Origin of the sequence: Rufibacter aurantiacus (genome assembly GCF_017916345.1) — a bacterium.
Taxonomy (GTDB): domain Bacteria; phylum Bacteroidota; class Bacteroidia; order Cytophagales; family Hymenobacteraceae; genus Nibribacter; species Nibribacter roseolus.
Window position 1 is genome coordinate 99764 of the sequence record NZ_JAFMSV010000003.1, and the last position, 19912, is coordinate 119675.

A 19912-nucleotide genomic window follows, 5' to 3' on the forward strand; every position below is an offset into this window, starting at 1 on the left:
TGCGGTCTGAAGGGGTAAAGATTAGAATTTGCAGAACTTAGGTTTTAAACCTCTTTTGGTAAAAGCAGGCATAAAACAGAAACACGTACCTTCTCTAGTTCATAAACCGGTGGCAAGATTTTATTCTTGACTCATATATAGGAAAAGGCCCCTCGGAAGAATGCCGTACTTCAAAGGGTTTTTAAGTTAATGCACCGGTAGTCCTTTGTTAAAAGGATGACAACCTTCTGTATCCTCTCACTTTCCTCTGTTAGAATTTTTGGTTTGGCGATTACCATCGGGATGGAAATGTCACCTATTCCTCCTCAAGCAGCATTTGTCTCTTAAAAGAAGCTTTAACCACAGGTTTCAAAACCATTATGGTTGAAATAAAGGGTTCTGTTCAGGCTGCTCTGAAACCTTATACCTAGAGTTTCACCGGGTAATCAATGTCTCCTGCTTTTAGCATATTATTAAAAAAGTTAAACAAAAGGGCAGGTTCTTAGAGGTACTTATAAAAGTTGAGTTCAGGACATATATAGATTTTGTAAAAACCAGGTGTAAATTTTACCTAATCAAAAATTTAATGGCAGTAAAAATTTGGTAATTATAATTTTATAAGTATCTTTTGGTATTGTTTTGAAAAGCCATTTCAATTTTGGCTTCCCCCATCCTATATAGAGAGAACTTCTGGTGTTTATACAATAGAGTAGTATAAACAGATACCGCTCCCTGTAACCGCTCTGGTTAACCTATCTCTTCTCCTGCCTAGTCTTCCAAAACCTGTTTTCCCATGAAAAATGGTTTACTTTTTTTGGTAATAATTCTTTTCATCCCTTTTGGTGTTTTAGCACAGGGCGTCACTGTCACTGGTAAAGTAGTGGATGAAAGCTCTGAACCCTTGATTGGAGTAACGGTACTGGTGAAAGGCTCTACCCTTAGCACCGCTACGGGGGCAAATGGAGATTTCACTTTAAGGGTTCCTGATCCTAACGCAACGCTGGTCTTCTCATTCATCAGTTACACCACCCAGGAGGTACCCCTCAACGGCCAGACTTCCATTAACGTCACCCTAAAAACCGATGTCCAAACCTTGGGTGAGGTAGTGGTGGTGGGGTATACCTCCTCCAGAAAAGAGGAATTGACTGGTTCAGTGGCAATTGTGGAAATGGCCCCCATCAAAACCGCCAGTGTGAGTACGGGTAATCCCATGCAAGCCATGCAGGGCCGGGTGGCAGGCCTTTACATTGAGAAAACGGGAACTCCGTCTGGGGAGAACAGCCGTATTTTGGTGCGGGGTGTCAACACGCTGGGCAACACAGACCCTCTGTATATCATTGACGGGGTGCCTACCAAGCGGACACAGGTTTTCCAGAGTATCAGCCCCAGTGCCATTACTTCGGTGCAGGTCCTGAAAGATGCCTCCTCGGCCTCCATTTACGGGGCCCGGGCCTCCAACGGCGTTATTATTGTGACCACCAGCAACGGGGGCAATACAGACGGGAAGATCAACGTGAACTTCAACACCAGCATCTCGGCGCAATCTGAGAATTCCCAGCGCTTTGAGATGCTGAATGCCGTGGAAAGGGGCAGGGCGCTCTGGCAAGCCTCCGTCAACGACCGCGTGGATCCTGAATCGGGGTACGGCGAGATCTATGATTTTGACTGGAACGGTGATTTCAATAACCCGGTGCTGAACAGCGTTACCGTCAAACCCTTTGTGGGTGGAAACCAGCAGGTACCTGTGGGGGATACAGACTGGCAGGATGTGATGTACGATGTGGGCTGGGTGAACAACAACGATCTTACCTTGTCCGGTGGCACGCCCAATTCCTCGGTTCTGATCAACCTGGGGTACATACACAATTCAGGCATGCTGGCCTTTACCAATTACCACCGGTACAGCGGCCGCCTCAATGCCAACACCAGCATGTTTGACGGTAAGTTCATGATGGGAGTCAATGCCCAGGTGGCAAGTTCAAAGGAAACCCTGGCCACCCAGGACCTGGGAAGCGCCTGGACTCCGGGTACCGCCATCACGCTTGCGCCCACCATCCCCGTCTATACCACCGATGGCCGCTACGCCGGCCCCCTGGGTTCTGGTTACTCAGACCGGAACAACCCCTTGCACATGCAGGACATCAACCAGGATGATTTCACCCGCCGTTCCTTTATCTTCGGGAATGTCTTTGCCGAACTGGAGCCGGTAAACCAATTGATTCTGAGAACGTCTGTTGGCGGCGATTTTGCGCAAAACAAGGTCAGAAACATTGAGAAATCCTTCACTGAAGGGTTTATTGCCAGGTCCCTGAACAGTTTGTCTCTGGCCACCACCAACTTCTCCAGCATCACCTGGTCCAATACCGCCCGGTACATGTTGGAACTGGGCCAGAACCGCTTCAATTTCCTGGCCGGTGTTGAAGCCATTTGGGACAACGGCGATGACGTGACTGCCTACCGCGAGAACTTCGCCAACCAAAACGTAAATTACTTTGTACTGAACGCCGGTTCTGGTAACACCAATGCTATTGGGGGCTCCACCGGGAGCAGGCTTTTGTCCCAGTTCGGGCGTATTGATTACGCCTTTGGGGAGAAATACCTGGCTGCGGTGACGCTGCGCAGAGACGGCTCCTCCCGTTTTGGCGTGGAAAACCGCTTCGGGTTTTTCCCGGCCTTTTCCATCGGGTGGCGCATTGACCAAGAACCTTTCATGCAAGGGGTGCCGCTGATCAGTGGCCTGAAACTAAGGGCCGGTATTGGCCGGATCGGGAACCAGGACATCGGGGATTTGGCGCGTTTTGGGTTGTTTGAGCCTAGGTATGGGGCTAGAGCCTCTGAGGTGCCCGGTGGGCACAATGATTTCTTTGACCGGTATTGGAACGTAGGAACCGCCTATGATTTGAATGGCACCAACACGGGGGCGTTGCCCTCTGGTTTCGTCTCCATTCAGGCCGAGAATCCTGCCCTGAAATGGGAGGAAACCGATGAACTGAACCTGGGCCTGGACTTTTCCTTCCTGGATGGAAGTATCACCGGTTCCTTTGATTATTTCACCCGAGAGACCCGAGACATCCTGATTCAGCCACCCGTGGCCTCTGCAGTGGGTGAAGGCCAGTTGAAGTATGTTAACGGCGCCACCAAAACAAACAAAGGCTGGGAGATATCGGCCGCTTACACCAGCCCCGCCGACAAGCCCTTCAAGTACACCCTTTCCGGCAATGTTTTCCGTTTCCGGGACAAAATCACAGAACTGCCCGAAGAAGTTCGGTCTGCTTTCCCGGGCAACGCCGTGACTACCATTCTGGGTAGGTCTCAATTGGATTTGTTTGGCTACCGCACTGACGGCATTTTCCAGAACCAACAGGAAGTGGATGCGCATGCCAGTCAGGTAGGCGCCGCTCCGGGCCGTATCCGATATGTGGACCTGAACGATGACGGGAAAATTGATGACCTGGACCAGGAGTTCTTCGGGACGCTGCTGCCTTCCTTCAGCTATGGCCTTCGGGTGGACGTGGGCTATAAGAACTTTGACCTATCCCTGTTCGGGGCCGGGGTGGCCGGCCGTACCGGCAATGACCCCTATACCTTCTACAATGACTTCATCAGGGGTCGTGATAACGTGGGAACCGGGGTGTTCAGGGCCTGGACTCCGCAGAACCCGGGTTCATCTGTACCCGCCCTTACCCTAGCAGATGCCAACAACGAGACCAGAAGCTCAGATTACCTGTTGGTAAATACCTCCTATTTCAAGCTGCGCAATGCCCAAATAGGCTATAGTTTGCCCACTACCTCCATTAACCGGTTCATAGGCTTGCAGCAGCTGCGGGTGTTTTTCATGGTAGATAACGTCTTCTGGATCAAAAGCAATGAATTTCAGGGCCCTGACCCTGAGCGGACCAGCATTGATGTGATTCCCGTTCCCCGGACATTCTCTTTTGGTGTAAACGTATCGCTTTAACCCTTTAGAAGCTGTGAGTCATGACAAAACGATGGATTTATATCACCTTGGCAGCGAGTCTGGGCTTTTTAGGGGCTTGCGAAGATATGCTGGACTACGAGCCGAAAGGGGCCCTTACCGCGGGCGATGTCACCACGCCTGAGAACGCCGAGGCCCTGGTCAACGCGGCCTATGCCGGGGTGGGAAACGATGACATGATTGGGCCTATGACCAGTATGTGGGTCTATGGCAGCGTGCGGTCCGATGACGCCTACAAAGGCGGTGGCGGGGTGGCCGACGTGGCAGAGGTGAATTTCTATGAACAGTACAACCTCACCCAGGCCAACCTGAATTTTATGCACCCCAACACCTGGGAAAACTTCTACCGGGCCATTTCCCGAGCGAATTTGGCAATCAGGACCATAAACAACATCTCTGATGCAGATTTTCCCATGAAGAACACCCGGCTTGGCGAGCTCAGGTTCCTGAGGGGACATTCCTATTTCATGCTGAAGATTCTCTTCAAGTACATTCCGTATGTGGATGAAACCATGACCGCCGAGCAGATTCTGCAAACTTCTAATAGGGTGTACTCTAATGACGAACTATGGAGTAAGATAGGAGAGGATTTTGAGTTCGCCATGGACAACTTGCCCGAAAACCAACCCCAGGTGGGAAGGGCCAACAAGTTTGCTGCGGCGGCTTACCTGGCTAAGTTGCGGCTGTACCAGGCATATGAACAGAACGAGCAGCACCAGGTGGTGAACATCAATTCCGCCCGGTTGCAGGAGGTAGTGGACCTCACGCAGATGGTCATCAGCTCGGGGAAATATGCTCTGCAACCAGACTTCGCGGAGAACTTCCTCTACGGCTATGACAACGGTCCCGAGTCAATCTTCGCCATTCAGTACTCCATCAATGACGGTACTTCTTTGGGGAGGATCAGCACGGTGACCGGCTTGAATTATCCGCACGGGGCGCCACAGTACGGCTGCTGCGGGTTCCACCAGCCCAGCCAGAACCTGGCCAACGCCTTCGGGACCGATGCCAACGGCCTGCCCAAGTTTGACACGTTCAACAATGGCATTATCAACTTTGCCACGGCCACGGTAGACCCAAGGGTAGACCACACCATCGGTATTGACGGGCACCCCTATAAATACAATCCGGCCATTCCGTTCAGTAACAGCTGGGTAAGGGACCCCGGGGTGTACGGGTTTTTCCAAAGCATGAAGGAGCAGCAGCTCGCTGACTGCCCCTGCTACAAGAAGGAAGGCCCTTTCATTGGCACGGCCAAAAACATTGACATCATCCGGTACGCCGATGTGTTGCTGTGGCAGGCCGAGGCATACATTGAATTGGGGCAACAGGATCTGGCATTGCCGTTGATTAACCAGATCAGGCAAAGGGCGGCCCAAAGCACCGGCCGGACCAAAAAAGCCGATGGAACCGATCCTTCCAATTACCTGATCAGGCCCTATCCCGCCACCAACTGGACCCAGGACTACGCCCGCCAGGCCTTGCAGTGGGAACGGCGGCTGGAGTTTGCCATGGAGAGTCCGCGTTTCTTTGACCTGGTGCGCTGGGGAATAGCCGAACCAACCTTGAACGCCTACCTGGCGGTAGAGAAAACCCGTAGAACGTTCCTGAATAATGCCCGTTTTACGGCCGGCAGAGATGAATACCTGCCCATTCCGCAAAGGGAAATCACATTCACTAAAGGGTTGTATCAGCAGAACCCAGGTTTTTGAGGCGTTTCCCCGAAAATACCTCAAAAACGGGAATTTAGAAATTTCGGTACGGCAGCGATTTTCTTCTTAGTTTAACCTTATCAACCTGAACATCAGCTCGCCGGAATGAATTAGTGATCCGATTGATTACCGGTTCTCTCCACGAGGCTACCTTAATCCTTGGAAAATATGTCAAGCAGAAAAGTATTTTTTTGGTCGGTGGTGGTAGCCTTGGGAGGCTTTTTGTTCGGCTTTGACACGGCCGTTATCTCGGGGGCCGAAAAGGCGATCCAGCAGCTCTGGAGTCTTAGTGTGTTTGAGCACGGACTCACGGTGGCCATCGCGCTGATAGGAACGGTCTTCGGGGCCTTGTTTGGGGGCTGGCCCTCTGATAAGTTCGGGCGGAAAGCCACCCTGTACGGCATTGCTTTGCTATACCTGCTGTCCTCGCTGGGCACTGCTTTGGCGCCTAATTGGTACTTCTTTCTGGTGTTCCGGTTTCTGGGCGGCATTGGGGTGGGCGTTTCCTCGGTGACTGCGCCGCTGTATATCTCTGAGATTGCCCCGGCCAAAGACCGCGGGAGGCTGGTGGGGTTGTTTCAGTTCAATGTGGTGCTGGGGATTTTGATTGCGTATGTCTCCAATTACCTCTTTGGCGGTGCCGGTGATCAGGACTGGCGCTGGATGCTGGGGGTGCAGGCGTTTCCCTCTTTCCTGTTTCTAGTGGCCATCTTCTTCGTGCCCGAAAGTCCGCGCTGGCTTATCATCAAGCGCAACCGGGTGGAAGAGGCGAAAGGTACCCTGGCCATCGCCAACCCCGGCGCCAACATTGACCAGATGGTGCATGAGATACAGCATTCCGCGGAAGACGAGCATGGCGGAAAAGACAAGACGCCTTTGTTCTCCAGGAAGTATTCGCTGCCGGTGACCCTGGCTGTGCTGTTTGCCTTTTTCAACCAGGCCTCTGGGATTAATGCCATCATCTACTACGCGCCGCGCATCTTTGAAATGGTGGGGCTGGGGAAAAGCTCGGCTTTGCTTTCTTCGGCCGGCATCGGGTTTATCAATTTCGTGTTTACCCTGCTGGCCATCAATTTCATTGACCGGTTTGGCCGGAGGGTGCTCATGCTGGTGGGGTCCTGCGGCCTGATCATCACCCTGGCCCTGGTAGCCAAGGCGTTCTACCGGGAGGAGTTCAACAGCATTGCCGTGCCTATTTACCTGTTTGTGTACATTGCCTTTTTCGCGTTCTCGCAAGGGGCGGTGATCTGGGTGTTTATCTCCGAGATCTTTCCCAACCAGGTGCGGGCACAGGGACAGGCCTTGGGCAGTTTCACCCATTGGTTTATGGCGGCGCTTATCGCGTTTACGTTCCCGTACATCGCGGAGACTCTGGGCGGGGGCAATACCTTCCTGATCTTTAGTTTTATGATGCTGCTGCAGCTGCTGTTTGTCTGGCGCATGATGCCCGAGACCAAGGGAACTTCCCTAGAGAAACTGGAGCAGAAAGTTGTTTTTCATTGATTTTTGGGAAATCGGCCTGAAAACGAAGTTCAATTAACCTGATCTCACCTCTATGGAACAAAGCATCATCTGTTTTGGGGAAACGCTCTGGGACGTGCTACCCTCCGGGAAAATGCCGGGCGGGGCCCCCATGAATGTCGCCATTCATCTTACCTACCACGGGTATTCGCCCCTGGTGATCAGCCGGGTGGGGAACGATGATTTGGGGCGCGAGCTGCTGACGTTTCTGGAGGAGAAGAAGGTTTCCACCCTGTACATCCAAACGGGGCAGACGCATTTGACCGGCGTGGTGAAAGCCAACATCAGCAACAAAAATGAGGTCACCTATAAGATAGTGGAGCCCGTGGCCTGGGACTACATCCAATATGACGAGGAGGTAGCCAGACTGGTAGCCCACAGCGATGTTTTCATCTACGGCAGCCTGGCTGCCCGGAACCCTACCACCCAGGAGACTCTGCTGAAATATTTACCCTTTGCGAAGCTTCGGGTCTTTGATGTCAACCTTCGGCCGCCCTATTACAACCAGGAGCGGATAGGGCTTCTGCTTCAATTTGCTGACATCGTGAAGATGAATCACCAGGAACTGGCCGAGATCACCGAATGGTTCGGGCTGCAGGAGGGTGGGGAGCAGGAGCAGATGCAGGCGGTGAAAGAGAAATTCGGGTTGCTGTTGGTGATTGTGACCCGGGGAGAAAACGGCGCCGCCGCGCTTACTGAAGAGGGCTATCTTGAGCATCCGGGCTTCAAAGTGGAGGTGGCCGATACCATTGGGAGCGGAGATGCCTTTCTGGCCACGTTTCTGAGCAATTATCTTCAGCAGCAACCCATCCAGGAAACCCTGAAACGAGCAAGCGCGGTGGGTGCTTTTGTAGCTACCCGGCCCGGGGCAACCCCAGAATATTCCACCTCTGATCCTGAAAGCCTACTGATTCTTAACAATGCTCCCAAAGCATAAACCCGTCATCCCATGAAACTCCGATACCCGTTTTACCTATGGATATTTTTACTCCTTGGCACCGCTTGTAAGGAAAGCAAGAAAGAGGAAACCCATGTTCAGGCCGTTACCTCCGCGGATGAGAATTCCTACAATGAAACTCACCGGCCGCAGTTCCACTTCTCGCCACCCGCCAAATGGATGAATGACCCCAACGGCATGGTGTACCACAACGGCGAGTTTCACTTGTTTTACCAACACCACCCCGATAGCTCCGTCTGGGGACCTATGCACTGGGGCCATGCCGTGAGCAAAGACCTGGTGCGTTGGGAGAACCTGCCCATTGCCCTCTACCCGGATAGTCTGGGGACTATTTTCTCGGGCAGCGCCGTGTTTGACCAGCAGAATACCTCCGGCCTGGGCACCGCCAGTAATCCGCCCCTGGTCGCCATTTACACCTACCATCTTACCGCCGGGGAGAAGGCCGGCCGTAAAGATTTCCAGACCCAGGGAATTGCCTTTAGCACTGATAATGGCCGAACCTGGAAAAAATACCCCAAAAACCCGGTGCTACCCAACCCCGGCCAAAAGGACTTCCGGGACCCAAAAGTTTCCTGGCACAATGCCTCCAAGCAATGGGTGATGGCCTTGGCAGTGGGAGACCACATTGAATTCTACGGCTCCAAAAACCTGACCAGCTGGCAAAAGCTTAGCCAGTTTGGGGGCAAGGGAATAGGGCACCACGGCGGCGTCTGGGAGTGCCCGGACCTGTTTCCGTTGACCGTGGATGGCCAGCAAAAGTGGGTACTTTTCGTGAGTATCAATCCCGGTGGGCCGCAGGGCGGTTCTGCCACGCAGTATTTCGTGGGAAACTTCAACGGCAAGGAATTCCAGTGGGACCGGAAGCCGGCCACGCCGCAGTGGGTAGATGAGGGAGCCGATAATTATGCCGGGGTCACCTGGTCAAATGTGCCTGCCACTGACGGCCGGCGGTTGTTTTTGGGCTGGATGAGCAACTGGCAGTACGCTGAGGTTGTGCCTACCGAGGCCTGGCGAAGTGCCATGACCATTCCCCGTGAATTGAAGTTGGTAAGCAGACCGGCAGGGTATAGGCTCACCAGTACACCCGTGAAGGAATTGCAGACCCTTCGCTCTAAAACGGTGGCCCTAAAAGCCCAGCAGCTCACAAATCAACTGGACCTGGACCAGGCAGCCGGGTTGGATAGTCCTTTGCTGGAGCTGGAGCTGAACCTGGACATGGCCGCCTCTGATGAGGTAACGCTTCGGTTCTCCAACAGGAAAGGCGAGCACCTGGACGTGGGGTATTCTAAAAAAGCGCAGCAACTCTTCATTGACCGGTCAAAAGCCGGTAAAGCCAGCTTCAAACCCGAGTTTGCCGCCCGGCACACGGCACCACTTCCGCTGGACAACAACCAACTCCGGCTCCATCTTTTCCTGGATGTGGCCTCCGTAGAAGTCTTTGCCAACAACGGCATAGGCGTAATGACCGACATCTTTTTCCCAACGGAGAATTTTACCCAAGTGGCGATGATTTCCAAAGGCGCCAGGGTGCTGGACGGAAGTAAGGTGCACGTGCTCCGGTCTATCTGGCGGTGACAGCGCATTCAGTAAATGATCTATTTATAATAGGAGTAGCCTTCTGGGTAAAGAAGGAGGAAAAGGCTTTTTCTTGATCTTTCAGAAATGGACTACAAAGCCATCTTCCTTGATGTAGACGGAACGGTCTTAACTGATGACCTTACCATTGCCCCAGGTTCTATCAAAATACTGGGTAGCCTCGCGCAGCGGGGGGTGCTGGTCTGCGTAGTAACGGCCAGGCCACCGGCTGCCTCTTTGTTTATTTACGACCAGCTGGGTATTCCGCAAAACCCTATCATCTGCTTTAACGGGGCATTGATCCTGCAAGAGAACAGAATCTTACACGAAGAAACCATCGCCACGCCTCAGGTGCTCCAGATTCTGGAGGAAGTGAAAGGTTATGTGGTGCGCCCCAGTCTTTACCGGCACCATGATTGGTTGACCGAGGAAGTGGACCGATGGGTGCACCAGGAAATGGAGATAACGCAAACCACCCCAACGCAGACTGAATTCAAATATCTTTTATCCGCTGATTTCCGGCCAAACAAAATCCTCTGCATGGGAGAATCTCCGGAAATAGATGCCTTGGAACTTCATTTAAAGCAGATGGACTTGCCTGATCTGAACATCCATAAATCAAAGCCCACGTACCTGGAGATCATGAACCGGCGTGCTTCAAAAAGCAAAGGGATTGAGAAGGTGATTTCAGCGAGGCAGATCAAACGGGAGGAGATTATTGCCATAGGGGACAACTTCAACGATCTGGATATGCTGCGATACGCCGGCACCAGTGTTGCGATGGGCAACGCGCCAGACGAGGTGAAAAACTCAGCTACCTTCGTCACGGATTCCAACAACCAGGAAGGTATTCTGAAAGCTTTGGAGAAGCTGATTCCTTTGTAAAGAGGGAAGGTGTTTGAATTGAATGGCTGAAACGCTGCCAATACCAATATAATTTTGCAGGTTGTTTGGCTAGAACTGCTTCTGACAGGGCAATAACAGGGAAAGGGGAGAAAATAGTGCGGAACCTGATAACGAAAACCCCTTAAAACGAAAAAGCCTCTCATTTCTGAGAGGCTTTTTGCGGTCCGGACGGGACTCGAACCCGCGACCTCCGCCGTGACAGGGCGGCATTCTAACCAACTGAACTACCGGACCAACATCTTCTGGAGACCTGCTGTCCCCGTTTGATGCTGCAAATATGTAGGTTTAATTTTTACGATGCAAACAAAAGTGTTCAAAACAGTGAAAATTATCGATCTCATTCTGCCGGTCGTTTTGCAGGCCTTTTCCAAAAAAGAGGCTTGAAAAGCGTAGACTAACTGATATCTGATTCTTTACCAAAAGGTTTGGGCTTTGTAGAAAGCGCAAGCTAAGTCCTTTATCGGGTCTGAATATTTAAAAAGCCTCTCAGTCAACACACCTGAATATTTTTATTTCACCATTTTATAAATGGCAGAAGGCTGGTATATTGAAGAAACAGGTAACACAGAATCTGCTTAGAAGCAATAGCTGGTGAAAAGGTGAATAGACTGAAGCCCTTTAAATTGGTGGTGTTTAGTGAAGGAGGGATATTGGCGATCTAATTCTAATTTTAAAATTAGAATGTATCTGGTTCCTCGGTAAGTTCTGCCAAAGCGGTTTCCTTCAGGAAGAAGGTGATCACAGACTTAGTGAATGCAAGGCCTTCTTCCACCTCTTCGTTCTCAATCTGCTTTTTGGCGAACTCAAGTTTCATGATGCAGTAGTTGATCACGTGGCTGGGTTGTTCCTGGGTGTACCCATTCCGGAACATGTATCTGAATACATCCAGTGCGTTGTGAAGATGCCCCAGCAGCAGAGAAGCTGTTTCCTCCAAACCAACTTCCAATAAATTCAGCTTCCCCAGAATCTGTTGTAACTCCTCTAAGCTTTTCTCCTGTGTTTCCATTCTATGTGCCTTTCTGTTTTGAGGCTATTTATTAAAGATCATAACCTAACCTGACAGGCTAAGTGAGGGATTGATCGGCAAGTACTTGGGGGAGAAGAGATGCTGATTTATTGTTAACAAAGATAGGCTTATTTATCAGTTTCCATGGGCTGGGCAGGAGTTTTAATTACATCCTGGTGAAAAGAGGTATTTCTTGAAAGCATACCTAATGTCAGCCTTTTGAGAAAAGGTGCTTTATCTTGTCCATCCATTTCGGCTCTTCCACGTCATCCTCCAGCAAAAAGCCATAGGGGTGCAGTTTGGGCACGTGGTCACAAATGATTCTGATTATGGCGAAGAGCGGTTCAAAAAGGATCATACCGGGTATGCCCCAGATCAATTCACCCAAAACAATGGCAAAGATGGTCATGATGGGGCTGATGTTCAGCTTAGACCCCATCACGATAGGCTCTATAAGGTTGTTGTCAATGACCTGGGCAACCACCAGAACGCCTATGACAGGCAGGACCATTCCCGTGGAGCCGCTGACAAAAGCCATCAAGATAGGGAATGCCCCTCCAATGATGGAGCCCACATAAGGGATAATGGTAGGCAGAACCGCAATGAGGCTGATGAGCAATGCGTTTTCTATGCCAATAATAGAGAACCCTATAGCGTAGCAAATAGCTAGGAAAAACATGGAGATAAGCCTACCCGTCAGATACTGGGCAGCCACCTTGTTTATCTGCTGCAGGGTCTCCTTGGTCACTGGTTTCTCATCACCTGAAAAGACCCACAGGAAAAAAGCCTCATACTTTTCTCGTTTCCACATCAGGAAGAAAAGGTAAAGAACCACCAGGGCAAAGGAAGTGATGAGGCCCATGGCTCCTTTCACCCAGGATGTTAGAAACTTGTTGGCCGACTGTGAGAACTTAGAGATCTGCTCTTGCACAAACGCAATCTGCTCTTGTGGGGCCACCCCATATTTCTGCTGGATCCACTGCTGTACCTGGGTAATGGTCTGCGATAACTTGCGCTGAATCTGCGGCAGGTCTTCTGAGAAACTGACAGCCTGCAGCGATATGGCCAATAGAATGCCCCCAATGAACAGCAGGAGCATAAGGATGCAAAGCAGCGTTGCCGGAATGCGGCTTATTCCCTTTGCCTCCAGCCATCGGCTCACCGGGGTTAAAAGCATGGCTAAGATGATGGCAAAGGAAAGGGGGATGAAAAAAACTTTCCCATAGTACAAGGCCACCACAAACAATATCCCGAAAAGTAAAAAGGCGTTTACCCGGTGAAGTGAGATTTCTTTCATATGGATTTTTGATTTTGCGTTAAACCGCACCTTTTCCTTATACGGCTCATGTGAGCAAGATAAAAGGTCTATAATTATATAAAAGAATGAGTAGGCAGGTTTTGGTAACTTTTCTAACCCAGGCACTATATACTTAAGAAAACTAAAAACAAGCCATGAAAGCCATCATTCTCCAGGGCACCTTAAAAAAGGAAGGCCTGTCTAACACCCAGGCGTTATCTGAGTTCCTGTCTGGCGTTCTCCGCAAGCACCAGGTGGAATGCCAAATCATAAAGCTGGTGGAGCATAATATACTGGCAGGAACTTACAGCGACATGGGGCAGGGAGATGAGTGGCCTGCCATCCTGGAACAACTGCTCGCCGCCGACATTCTTATTTTTGCCACCCCAATCTGGTGGAATAACCAATCCTCTGAAATTCAAAGGGTGATTGAAAGGCTGGATGAATTGCATGACGAGGTATTGGCCGGCAAGCCCTCCAGGCTGGAGGGCAAGGTAGGCGGAATCGTCATCACAGGCGACTCAGACGGAGCCCAGCACGTGATCGCTAACATCAGTAACTTCTTCAACGCTATTGGCATTACTCTGCCTCCGTATGCTACGCTGTCGGTGCTGTGGGAGAAACAAGCCAAGGGCGTAAAGACCAGCCGGGAGGAGTTGTTTGAGAAGTACGAGAAAGAGTATGGCAAAACAGCCGAAACGATGGTAGCGCAACTCATTAATTTTCTGCCCAAAAAGTAACCAGACCAAAGATAACGAGGGTAATAAGGTGCGATCTACCGGCAGTTGTGGTTTTTACGATGTTTTATCTTGTTCCGGTAACAAATACGGAGGAGGCCCGGTAAAATGAAGGGTTATCTTAATATAAGGTAATAAGCATTGTTCCACTTTATTTCAAACAAATCCTGATTTTGAAAAACCGCCGCTAAAACAGAAAGGCAGGCTAAAGCTGATTTTTAAAGGAAACCTCTGTAAAGTTTGGTCCTGTTTTAGGGCTAGTTTTTTGAAATCAGGCTTAAAACACAGGACTCCTGCGGCAGAAAGGTGCAGAAATGGAGGGAGCTGTTCTTAATAAAAGTTTATAAGAAAACTCAAAACGAATTTAAGATGGGAAACAGATTAGAAGGCAAAGTAGCCATTGTCACCGGCGGCGGAGCCGGAATAGGAGAGGCCATTAGTAAGAAATTCGCCCGGGAGGGCGCCAGCGTAGTAGTGGCCGGCTTACCAGAAGACCCGGTAGAGCAGGTAGCCAAAGAGATCATGGAAGAAGACGGTACGGCCATTCATTTTACTGGAGACCTTTCTATATGGCCGGTGGCCCAGAGCTGCGTTGAGTTGGCGGTGAAACAATACGGCAAACTTGATATTCTCATCAACAACGCGGGAGTTTTCGTGGAAACCAATTTCCTCACTGATTATACCGAGGAGGCCTTTGACTACATGATGAAGAACAACGTGAAAACCACCTTCCTGATGTCTAAGGCGGCCCTGCCGGAATTGCAGAAAACCAAAGGCAACATCGTCTCCGCGGGCTCTGAGGCAGGGGTGCTGGGCATACCGCAGAACGCGCCTTACGGCGGCACTAAGGGCTTTGTCATCGCGTTCACCAAAGGCTTGGCAGCCGAACAGGCTGCTTACGGGGTGCGTTGCAACGTAGTAGGGCCTGGCCCGATTGATACCGCCTGGACTCACAAGGAACTAGGCCCCATGGACGCCAAGATGGAGAAACTGAACAAGCAGGCCAACCTCACTGGCCGCCGTGGCACACCTGAGGAAGTGGCCAACGTGTACCTGTTCCTCGCCTCAGAAGAGGCCTCATTTGTGACCGGTGCCCTCTACATGGTGGATGGCGGCATTACCATTGCCAAAGGCCCTGCGGGAGAAGAGGCGGATTCTTCCTTCAAACAGGAGCCCGAGAGTGATCTGAATCTTCGGCATTCCATGGACGGACACACCTCCATCCGTCAAGAATCCTGACATCGGGAAAGAGCAGTAGAGGAAGGCATGTAAAAGCAAAAAGCCCTGTAAGAATATTCTTACAGGGCTTTTCTGTTAACTGCGGTCCGGACGGGACTCGAACCCGCGACCTCCGCCGTGACAGGGCGGCATTCTAACCAACTGAACTACCGGACCAACTTCTTCCGGAGACCTGCTGTCCCCGTTTGATGATGCAAATATGGGGGGCAGATTGTTACCGCACAACAGGCAATCCTAAAAAAGAGCAAAAGAAAACGGCTACGGAAGGTAACGGGTTCATTTTCAAACCGAAAAAATTCATTAAAACTTGAAAAAACTGGTGCTACTAAACTTTGCAAGTTTCGTTTACCTTTGTAGTCACACTTTAGCTAAACGTAAGGGGCATTACTATGCTGTTAGATTTTGAACAACCTATTGCTTCTCTGGAAGGGAAACTAGCCGAAATGAAAAAACTGGCCTCTGAAAGCCAGGTAGACGTAAGCGAGGCAGTTGTAGCTCTGGAGGAAAAAATAAAGTCTCTGAAGAAAGAAACCTACGCCAACCTTACCCGCTGGCAACGGGTGCAGCTTTCCCGCCACGTAGAAAGACCCTACACCCTGGATTACATCAAGGGTTTGTCTTCTACCTTCATTGAACTGCACGGCGACCGCAACGTACGCGATGACAAAGCCATGGTAGGCGGTTTTGGCGAGATCAACGGCAAAACCGTGATGTTCATTGGCCAGCAGAAAGGTCGGAATACGAAAGAGCGCCAATACCGCAACTTCGGGATGGCCAACCCGGAAGGGTACCGCAAGGCGCTGCGCCTCATGAAACTTGCCGAGAAATTCAACAAACCCATCGTTACTTTCATTGACACGCCCGGCGCTTTTCCAGGGCTGGAAGCCGAGGAAAGAGGACAGGGGGAGGCTATCGCCCGCAATTTGAAAGAGATGTTCATGCTCAAAGTGCCGGTGATCTGCATTGTCATTGGCGAAGGCGCCTCGGGCGGAGCTTTGGGCATTGGCATCGGGGACCGAGTATACATGCTGGAGAATACCTGGTACTCGGTGATTTCCCCTGAAAACTGCTCTACTATCCTTTGGAGAAGCTGGAACTACAAAGAGCAGGCTGCGGAAGCCATGAAGCTAACGGCTAAGGATATGCTGGGCAACAAACTGATTGATGGCATCATCAAAGAGCCGCTGGGTGGTGCGCACGTGAACCCAGAGAAGATGATCAAAACCATGCAGAAAAAGATCCTTTCCACTTTGGAAGAACTGGAAGCCTTTACACCGGAAGAACGCATCATGCAACGCATTGAGAAGTTCGGGGAGATGGGCGTGGTGACTGAGTAATTCTGTTTCCGGGCTCTTTTCTTAAAAACAGGCTTAAAACAACCTTTCATGGCATTGACCCTTCACCCTATCCATACCGGTAATTTCAAATTAGACGGCGGCGCCATGTTTGGGGTGGTGCCAAAATCCATCTGGCAGCGCACGAACCCGGCAGACGAAAACAATCTCTGCTCCTGGGCCATGCGCTGCCTTTTGGTGGAGAGCGGTGACCGCCTGGTCTTGATTGACAATGGCATAGGGGACAAGCAGGACGCCAAGTTCTTCAGCCACTATTACCTGCACGGCGATTATTCGCTGGAAAAGTCTTTGAAGGATACCGGTTTTGGGTTTTCAGACATCACCGATGTTTTCCTCACGCACCTGCATTTTGACCATTGCGGCGGATCGGTGAGGTACGGCAAAGACGCCAGTTCCCTGGAAACGGTTTTCCCCAAGGCCCGCTACTGGAGCAACCAGGACCATTGGCTTTGGGCTACCCAGCCCAACCCGCGGGAAAAGGCGAGTTTCATCAAGGAGAACATTCTGCCAATTCAGGAGAGCGGCCAATTGGAGTTTCTGTCTTTAGGTCAGGAGCAGTTCATTCCAGATTTTGACGTGCTGTACGCCGATGGCCACACCGACAAGATGATGCTCCCCAAGATCCAATACAAAGGCCATACCCTGGTTTTTGTGGCCGATCTGCTGCCCTCAGTGGGGCACCTGCCGTTGCCTTATGTCATGGGTTATGACACCCGGCCGCTCCTGACGCTGCAGGAAAAAGAAGCTTTCCTGAAGCAGGCCGCCGATAAAAAGTGGGTTTTATTTTTTGAGCACGATGTCCAAAACGAGTGCTGCACCGTACAGCATACCGACAAAGGAGTTAGGGTAGACCAGGTTTTCCCTTTGTCGGCTTTGTAACCGATGCACACATTAGGACTATGTTTGTCTGGCGGGGCCGCCAGAGGAGTAGCCCATCTAGGGGTTTTGCAGGCGTTAAAGGAAATGGGAATTCCCATCCACGCCATATCAGGAGTTAGCTCCGGCGCCATCGTCGGGGCTTTTTTTGCGGCCGGTTACACACCGGAGGAAGTGCTGGAACTGGTTTGCGGTTTGCCCTTGCCCAAACTCCTCAGGCCAGCCCTGAACCGGGGAATTTTGCATACGCATGCTTTGCACAAGATTTTTGAGGAGCACCTGAAGGAACGGACCTTTGAAGAACTGCCCATTAAACTCACCATCTCTGCCCTGGACCTGGTAGAAGGAAGCACCGTGTATTTCACACAGGGTTCTTTGGTGGAGGCCTTGAAAGCGTCTTCGGCGGTGCCGGTTTTGTTTAAGCCCATGCAAATGGAGAAAAGACTGCTGGTAGATGGTGGCATCGTCAATAACCTGCCGGTGGAATGCATTACCGGGGAGTGCGACAAAATCATAGGGGTACACGTAAACCCAACCCCGCACAACGCTGAGATCAACAGCATCCGGCAGGTAACTGAACGCATTTTTCACCTGGCGCTGCATGCCAACATCCAGAGCCGAATTGCCCTTTGCGACCTGCTGCTGGAGCCTCCCAAACTCACCGAGTACCATATTTATGACCTGAAAAGGGCCAAGGAAATGTACAAAGTAGGGTATGAATACACATTAGGCTTATCCCTTGAAATTGAGGCGCTTCTGGATAATAAAAAATAGTTTCACTATATTTTAAAAGTCCTATAAGATAGTTTGAAAAGTGAACTTTCTTGCAGAAGCTCCTTCGTAATAGTCAAAATAAAGGTCATGCTCACCCGTTCTAAGGTTTTACGTTCCACCTTATTTGACTCTATGAAAAAGTTGCTCTACCTCATTGCTTTCCTTTTGGTATTCACCCACGCCAAAGCCCAGGAAAACCGGGGGACTTTGGTTCCCGCCAAGATCTTTCAACGTTCCGTCATGGTGGGTGGCAGCGTATCTGGTTCCTACAAGCGCATCAACATCACCAGTAGCAGTGAACCCATTACGGGGCACCGTCAGCAGTATGATATGGATGCGAAAGTAGGTTACTTTGTGCTGAGTGATTTTGCAGTGGGCCTGAAAGGTTCTGTCTACCATTACAAAGAGAAGATGGCTGACCAGATTCCCACCCAGGCTACCAACATCCTCGCAGGTCCGTTCGTGCGTTATTACCTTAACAATGGTGTTTTTGGAGAAGCCAGCGCTGCTGTAGGGATCAACAATCGGCCCAACGCTGCCAAAACCGATCTCATGGAATACAGGGGCGGAGTTGGGTATGCCATTTTCATCAACCCTAAAATAGCCGTGGAGCCAGCCCTCATGTTTTCTTATTATCAGGAGAAACGTCCCGCTGAGGGCAACCGCAAATTGACGGAATGGGGACCATCAGTGAACGTAGGCTTACAGGTGTATTTGTTCAGGGAGCGTAAATTCCAGTTAACCCGGTAACCGGTAAACATAATATGAAGGAAAACCAGCTGAACGGCTGGTTTTTTTGTAATATTGTTGTTGGATTCACTTATAAGTTATGTTTGGAAAGGCTTTAGCAAAGGTCATATTTAAAATTGCCGGTTGGAAGTTGAACGGAGCCATGCCTCCGGGGGTAAAGCAAGCCATCATGGTGGCCGCCCCGCACACCAGTAATTGGGATTTTGTTTACGCCCGCGCTGCTTTTTACCTCATGGATGTGCCCGTAAAGCTCACTATCAAAAAGGAGGCTTTCTTTTTCCCGATGGGCGCTTTGCTCAAGTCCATGGGCGCCGTACCCGTAGACCGGAAAAAGAACAACAACCTGGTAGCCGCCATGATTGACATCTTTAAACAAAACGAAGAGATGGTGATGCTGGTAACGCCTGAGGGAACCCGCAAATACCAACCCCGCTGGAAAAAAGGCTTCTACCACACGGCAGTTGGCGCCGGGGTTCCTATTGTCTTAGGTTACCTTGATTACGCCAAGAAAGAAGCCGGCATAGGCCCCACCATTTACCCTACCGGAGACTTTGACGCCGATATGCAAAAGATCCTGGCTTTCTACCGTACTGTCACTCCCAAATTCCCGAGCCAGGGAGTTAGGTAGTTTTTTATAGAAGAACAAAAGAAGTGTTTAGAGGCTGTTTTTCTGAAAGCAGCCTCCAAACACTTCTTTTGTTTTAGAAGCAGGATAACCAGGATTGTTCATGATTATGAGGAATCTTTAAAGAAGATTTTTAAATACACCTCCTGTTAGAAGACAAAAACAAACCATTTAATGTATAGACCAGGCACTGCCTTGTCTCCACAGTAGCAGATAAAGGTAGGGGCAATCCCTTGTGGTTGCCCTTGCGTTTGCCGCCGCCGTTTAAGTTGTTGGTGACAACACCAACAACGGGTCTCTGTCGACAGGAATCACCAGCAACGGGTCTATCACCGTTAACTTGGTCACTACCAGCTACTAGTCCACAAACCCAAAGCAGATTCCTCTTTTTTGTCATCCTGAAAGGATCTTGGTGGCACACAGTATTAGCAATAATTCTAGGTTTTTCAAGTTCGCCCACAAGATCTTTCCAAGATGACAAAGAAGGAAAGGACAATGAGGGAAAGGGCAAGATGAAAAGGAGGGAACGTGTAAATGACGAAGATGAAAACGCATGACGTAAAAAACAATGCCTAACCCTGAACTCCTTCATCAAAAATGTGTGAGCCGTTTAGAGCCTGTTTTCA

General features: G+C 50.5%; 15 protein-coding genes and 2 tRNA genes. 13 read left to right on the forward strand and 4 right to left on the reverse strand.

What is annotated here, in order from left to right:
• The first annotated feature begins 793 nt into the window (after positions 1-793).
• The 6 genes from J3P34_RS11000 (at position 794) to J3P34_RS11025 (ending at position 10606) form a co-directional block, all read left to right on the forward strand.
• Positions 794-3937 carry a SusC/RagA family TonB-linked outer membrane protein gene (locus tag J3P34_RS11000; RefSeq protein WP_345890351.1) on the forward strand — a complete coding sequence of 1048 codons (3144 nt, stop codon included), beginning with the start codon at positions 794-796 and terminating at the stop codon, positions 3935-3937.
• Between the two features lie 20 nt (positions 3938-3957).
• Positions 3958-5667, forward strand: coding sequence for a RagB/SusD family nutrient uptake outer membrane protein (locus tag J3P34_RS11005; RefSeq protein WP_210488687.1), 1710 nt, complete (start codon positions 3958-3960; stop codon positions 5665-5667).
• A 168-nt stretch (positions 5668-5835) separates the two neighbouring features.
• Complete coding sequence (locus tag J3P34_RS11010) at positions 5836-7170, forward strand: sugar porter family MFS transporter (RefSeq protein ID WP_210488690.1); 1335 nt, start codon at positions 5836-5838, stop codon at positions 7168-7170.
• A 52-nt stretch (positions 7171-7222) separates the two neighbouring features.
• Positions 7223-8125, forward strand: a complete 903-nt coding sequence (locus J3P34_RS11015; RefSeq protein ID WP_210488692.1) for a carbohydrate kinase family protein — start codon at positions 7223-7225, stop codon at positions 8123-8125.
• 12 nt (positions 8126-8137) lie between these two features.
• A complete protein-coding gene (locus J3P34_RS11020) occupies positions 8138-9721 on the forward strand; it encodes a glycoside hydrolase family 32 protein (protein WP_210488695.1) in 1584 nt (527 codons plus the stop codon).
• Between the two features lie 87 nt (positions 9722-9808).
• Entirely contained in the window at positions 9809-10606 is a 798-nt protein-coding gene (locus J3P34_RS11025) for a Cof-type HAD-IIB family hydrolase (protein ID WP_210488698.1), read from the forward strand.
• Between the two features lie 181 nt (positions 10607-10787).
• Here the strand turns inward: J3P34_RS11025 and J3P34_RS11030 are convergent.
• The 3 genes from J3P34_RS11030 to J3P34_RS11040 form a co-directional block, all read right to left on the reverse strand.
• A tRNA-Asp gene (locus tag J3P34_RS11030) sits at positions 10788-10861 on the reverse strand.
• A gap of 442 nt (positions 10862-11303) precedes the next feature.
• A complete protein-coding gene (locus J3P34_RS11035; RefSeq protein WP_210488700.1) occupies positions 11304-11633 on the reverse strand; it encodes a hypothetical protein in 330 nt (109 codons plus the stop codon).
• Between the two features lie 211 nt (positions 11634-11844).
• A complete protein-coding gene (locus J3P34_RS11040; protein WP_210488702.1) occupies positions 11845-12930 on the reverse strand; it encodes an AI-2E family transporter in 1086 nt (361 codons plus the stop codon).
• A gap of 155 nt (positions 12931-13085) precedes the next feature.
• Between J3P34_RS11040 and J3P34_RS11045 the strand changes: the two genes are divergently transcribed.
• Positions 13086-13670 carry a flavodoxin family protein gene (locus J3P34_RS11045; RefSeq protein ID WP_210488704.1) on the forward strand — a complete coding sequence of 195 codons (585 nt, stop codon included), beginning with the start codon at positions 13086-13088 and terminating at the stop codon, positions 13668-13670.
• Between the two features lie 366 nt (positions 13671-14036).
• The gene (locus tag J3P34_RS11050; RefSeq protein ID WP_210488706.1) at positions 14037-14906 is read left to right on the forward strand and encodes an SDR family NAD(P)-dependent oxidoreductase; all 870 of its coding nucleotides are present in this window, start codon (positions 14037-14039) and stop codon (positions 14904-14906) included.
• Between the two features lie 82 nt (positions 14907-14988).
• Here the strand turns inward: J3P34_RS11050 and J3P34_RS11055 are convergent.
• Positions 14989-15062: transfer RNA gene (locus J3P34_RS11055), tRNA-Asp, on the reverse strand.
• Between the two features lie 233 nt (positions 15063-15295).
• Here J3P34_RS11055 and J3P34_RS11060 point away from each other — a divergent pair.
• The 5 genes from J3P34_RS11060 to J3P34_RS11080 all read left to right on the forward strand — a co-directional run bounded on the left by J3P34_RS11060 (position 15296) and on the right by J3P34_RS11080 (position 19289).
• A complete protein-coding gene (locus J3P34_RS11060) occupies positions 15296-16243 on the forward strand; it encodes an acetyl-CoA carboxylase carboxyltransferase subunit alpha (RefSeq protein ID WP_210488708.1) in 948 nt (315 codons plus the stop codon).
• A gap of 54 nt (positions 16244-16297) precedes the next feature.
• Positions 16298-17140 carry an MBL fold metallo-hydrolase gene (locus J3P34_RS11065; RefSeq protein WP_210489428.1) on the forward strand — a complete coding sequence of 281 codons (843 nt, stop codon included), beginning with the start codon at positions 16298-16300 and terminating at the stop codon, positions 17138-17140.
• A 3-nt stretch (positions 17141-17143) separates the two neighbouring features.
• Positions 17144-17911, forward strand: a complete 768-nt coding sequence (locus tag J3P34_RS11070; RefSeq protein WP_210488710.1) for a patatin-like phospholipase family protein — start codon at positions 17144-17146, stop codon at positions 17909-17911.
• A 132-nt stretch (positions 17912-18043) separates the two neighbouring features.
• The gene (locus tag J3P34_RS11075; protein ID WP_210488712.1) at positions 18044-18661 is read left to right on the forward strand and encodes a hypothetical protein; all 618 of its coding nucleotides are present in this window, start codon (positions 18044-18046) and stop codon (positions 18659-18661) included.
• A 142-nt stretch (positions 18662-18803) separates the two neighbouring features.
• Positions 18804-19289, forward strand: a complete 486-nt coding sequence (locus J3P34_RS11080) for a 1-acyl-sn-glycerol-3-phosphate acyltransferase (RefSeq protein WP_345890352.1) — start codon at positions 18804-18806, stop codon at positions 19287-19289.
• Positions 19290-19912 lie beyond the last annotated feature (623 nt).

Excerpts from the sequence above, each read along its gene's own strand:
- J3P34_RS11005 (WP_210488687.1), top strand. The coding sequence starts at position 3,958 with ATGACAAAACGATGGATTTATATCACCTTGGCAGCGAGTCTGGGCTTT.
- J3P34_RS11010 (WP_210488690.1), top strand. The coding sequence starts at position 5,836 with ATGTCAAGCAGAAAAGTATTTTTTTGGTCGGTGGTGGTAGCCTTGGGA.
- J3P34_RS11015 (WP_210488692.1), top strand. The coding sequence starts at position 7,223 with ATGGAACAAAGCATCATCTGTTTTGGGGAAACGCTCTGGGACGTGCTA.
- J3P34_RS11020 (WP_210488695.1), top strand. The coding sequence starts at position 8,138 with ATGAAACTCCGATACCCGTTTTACCTATGGATATTTTTACTCCTTGGC.
- J3P34_RS11025 (WP_210488698.1), top strand. The coding sequence starts at position 9,809 with ATGGACTACAAAGCCATCTTCCTTGATGTAGACGGAACGGTCTTAACT.
- J3P34_RS11035 (WP_210488700.1), bottom strand. The coding sequence starts at position 11,633 with ATGGAAACACAGGAGAAAAGCTTAGAGGAGTTACAACAGATTCTGGGG.
- J3P34_RS11040 (WP_210488702.1), bottom strand. The coding sequence starts at position 12,930 with ATGAAAGAAATCTCACTTCACCGGGTAAACGCCTTTTTACTTTTCGGG.
- J3P34_RS11045 (WP_210488704.1), top strand. The coding sequence starts at position 13,086 with ATGAAAGCCATCATTCTCCAGGGCACCTTAAAAAAGGAAGGCCTGTCT.
- J3P34_RS11050 (WP_210488706.1), top strand. The coding sequence starts at position 14,037 with ATGGGAAACAGATTAGAAGGCAAAGTAGCCATTGTCACCGGCGGCGGA.
- J3P34_RS11060 (WP_210488708.1), top strand. The coding sequence starts at position 15,296 with ATGCTGTTAGATTTTGAACAACCTATTGCTTCTCTGGAAGGGAAACTA.
- J3P34_RS11070 (WP_210488710.1), top strand. The coding sequence starts at position 17,144 with ATGCACACATTAGGACTATGTTTGTCTGGCGGGGCCGCCAGAGGAGTA.
- J3P34_RS11075 (WP_210488712.1), top strand. The coding sequence starts at position 18,044 with ATGAAAAAGTTGCTCTACCTCATTGCTTTCCTTTTGGTATTCACCCAC.
- J3P34_RS11080 (WP_345890352.1), top strand. The coding sequence starts at position 18,804 with ATGCCTCCGGGGGTAAAGCAAGCCATCATGGTGGCCGCCCCGCACACC.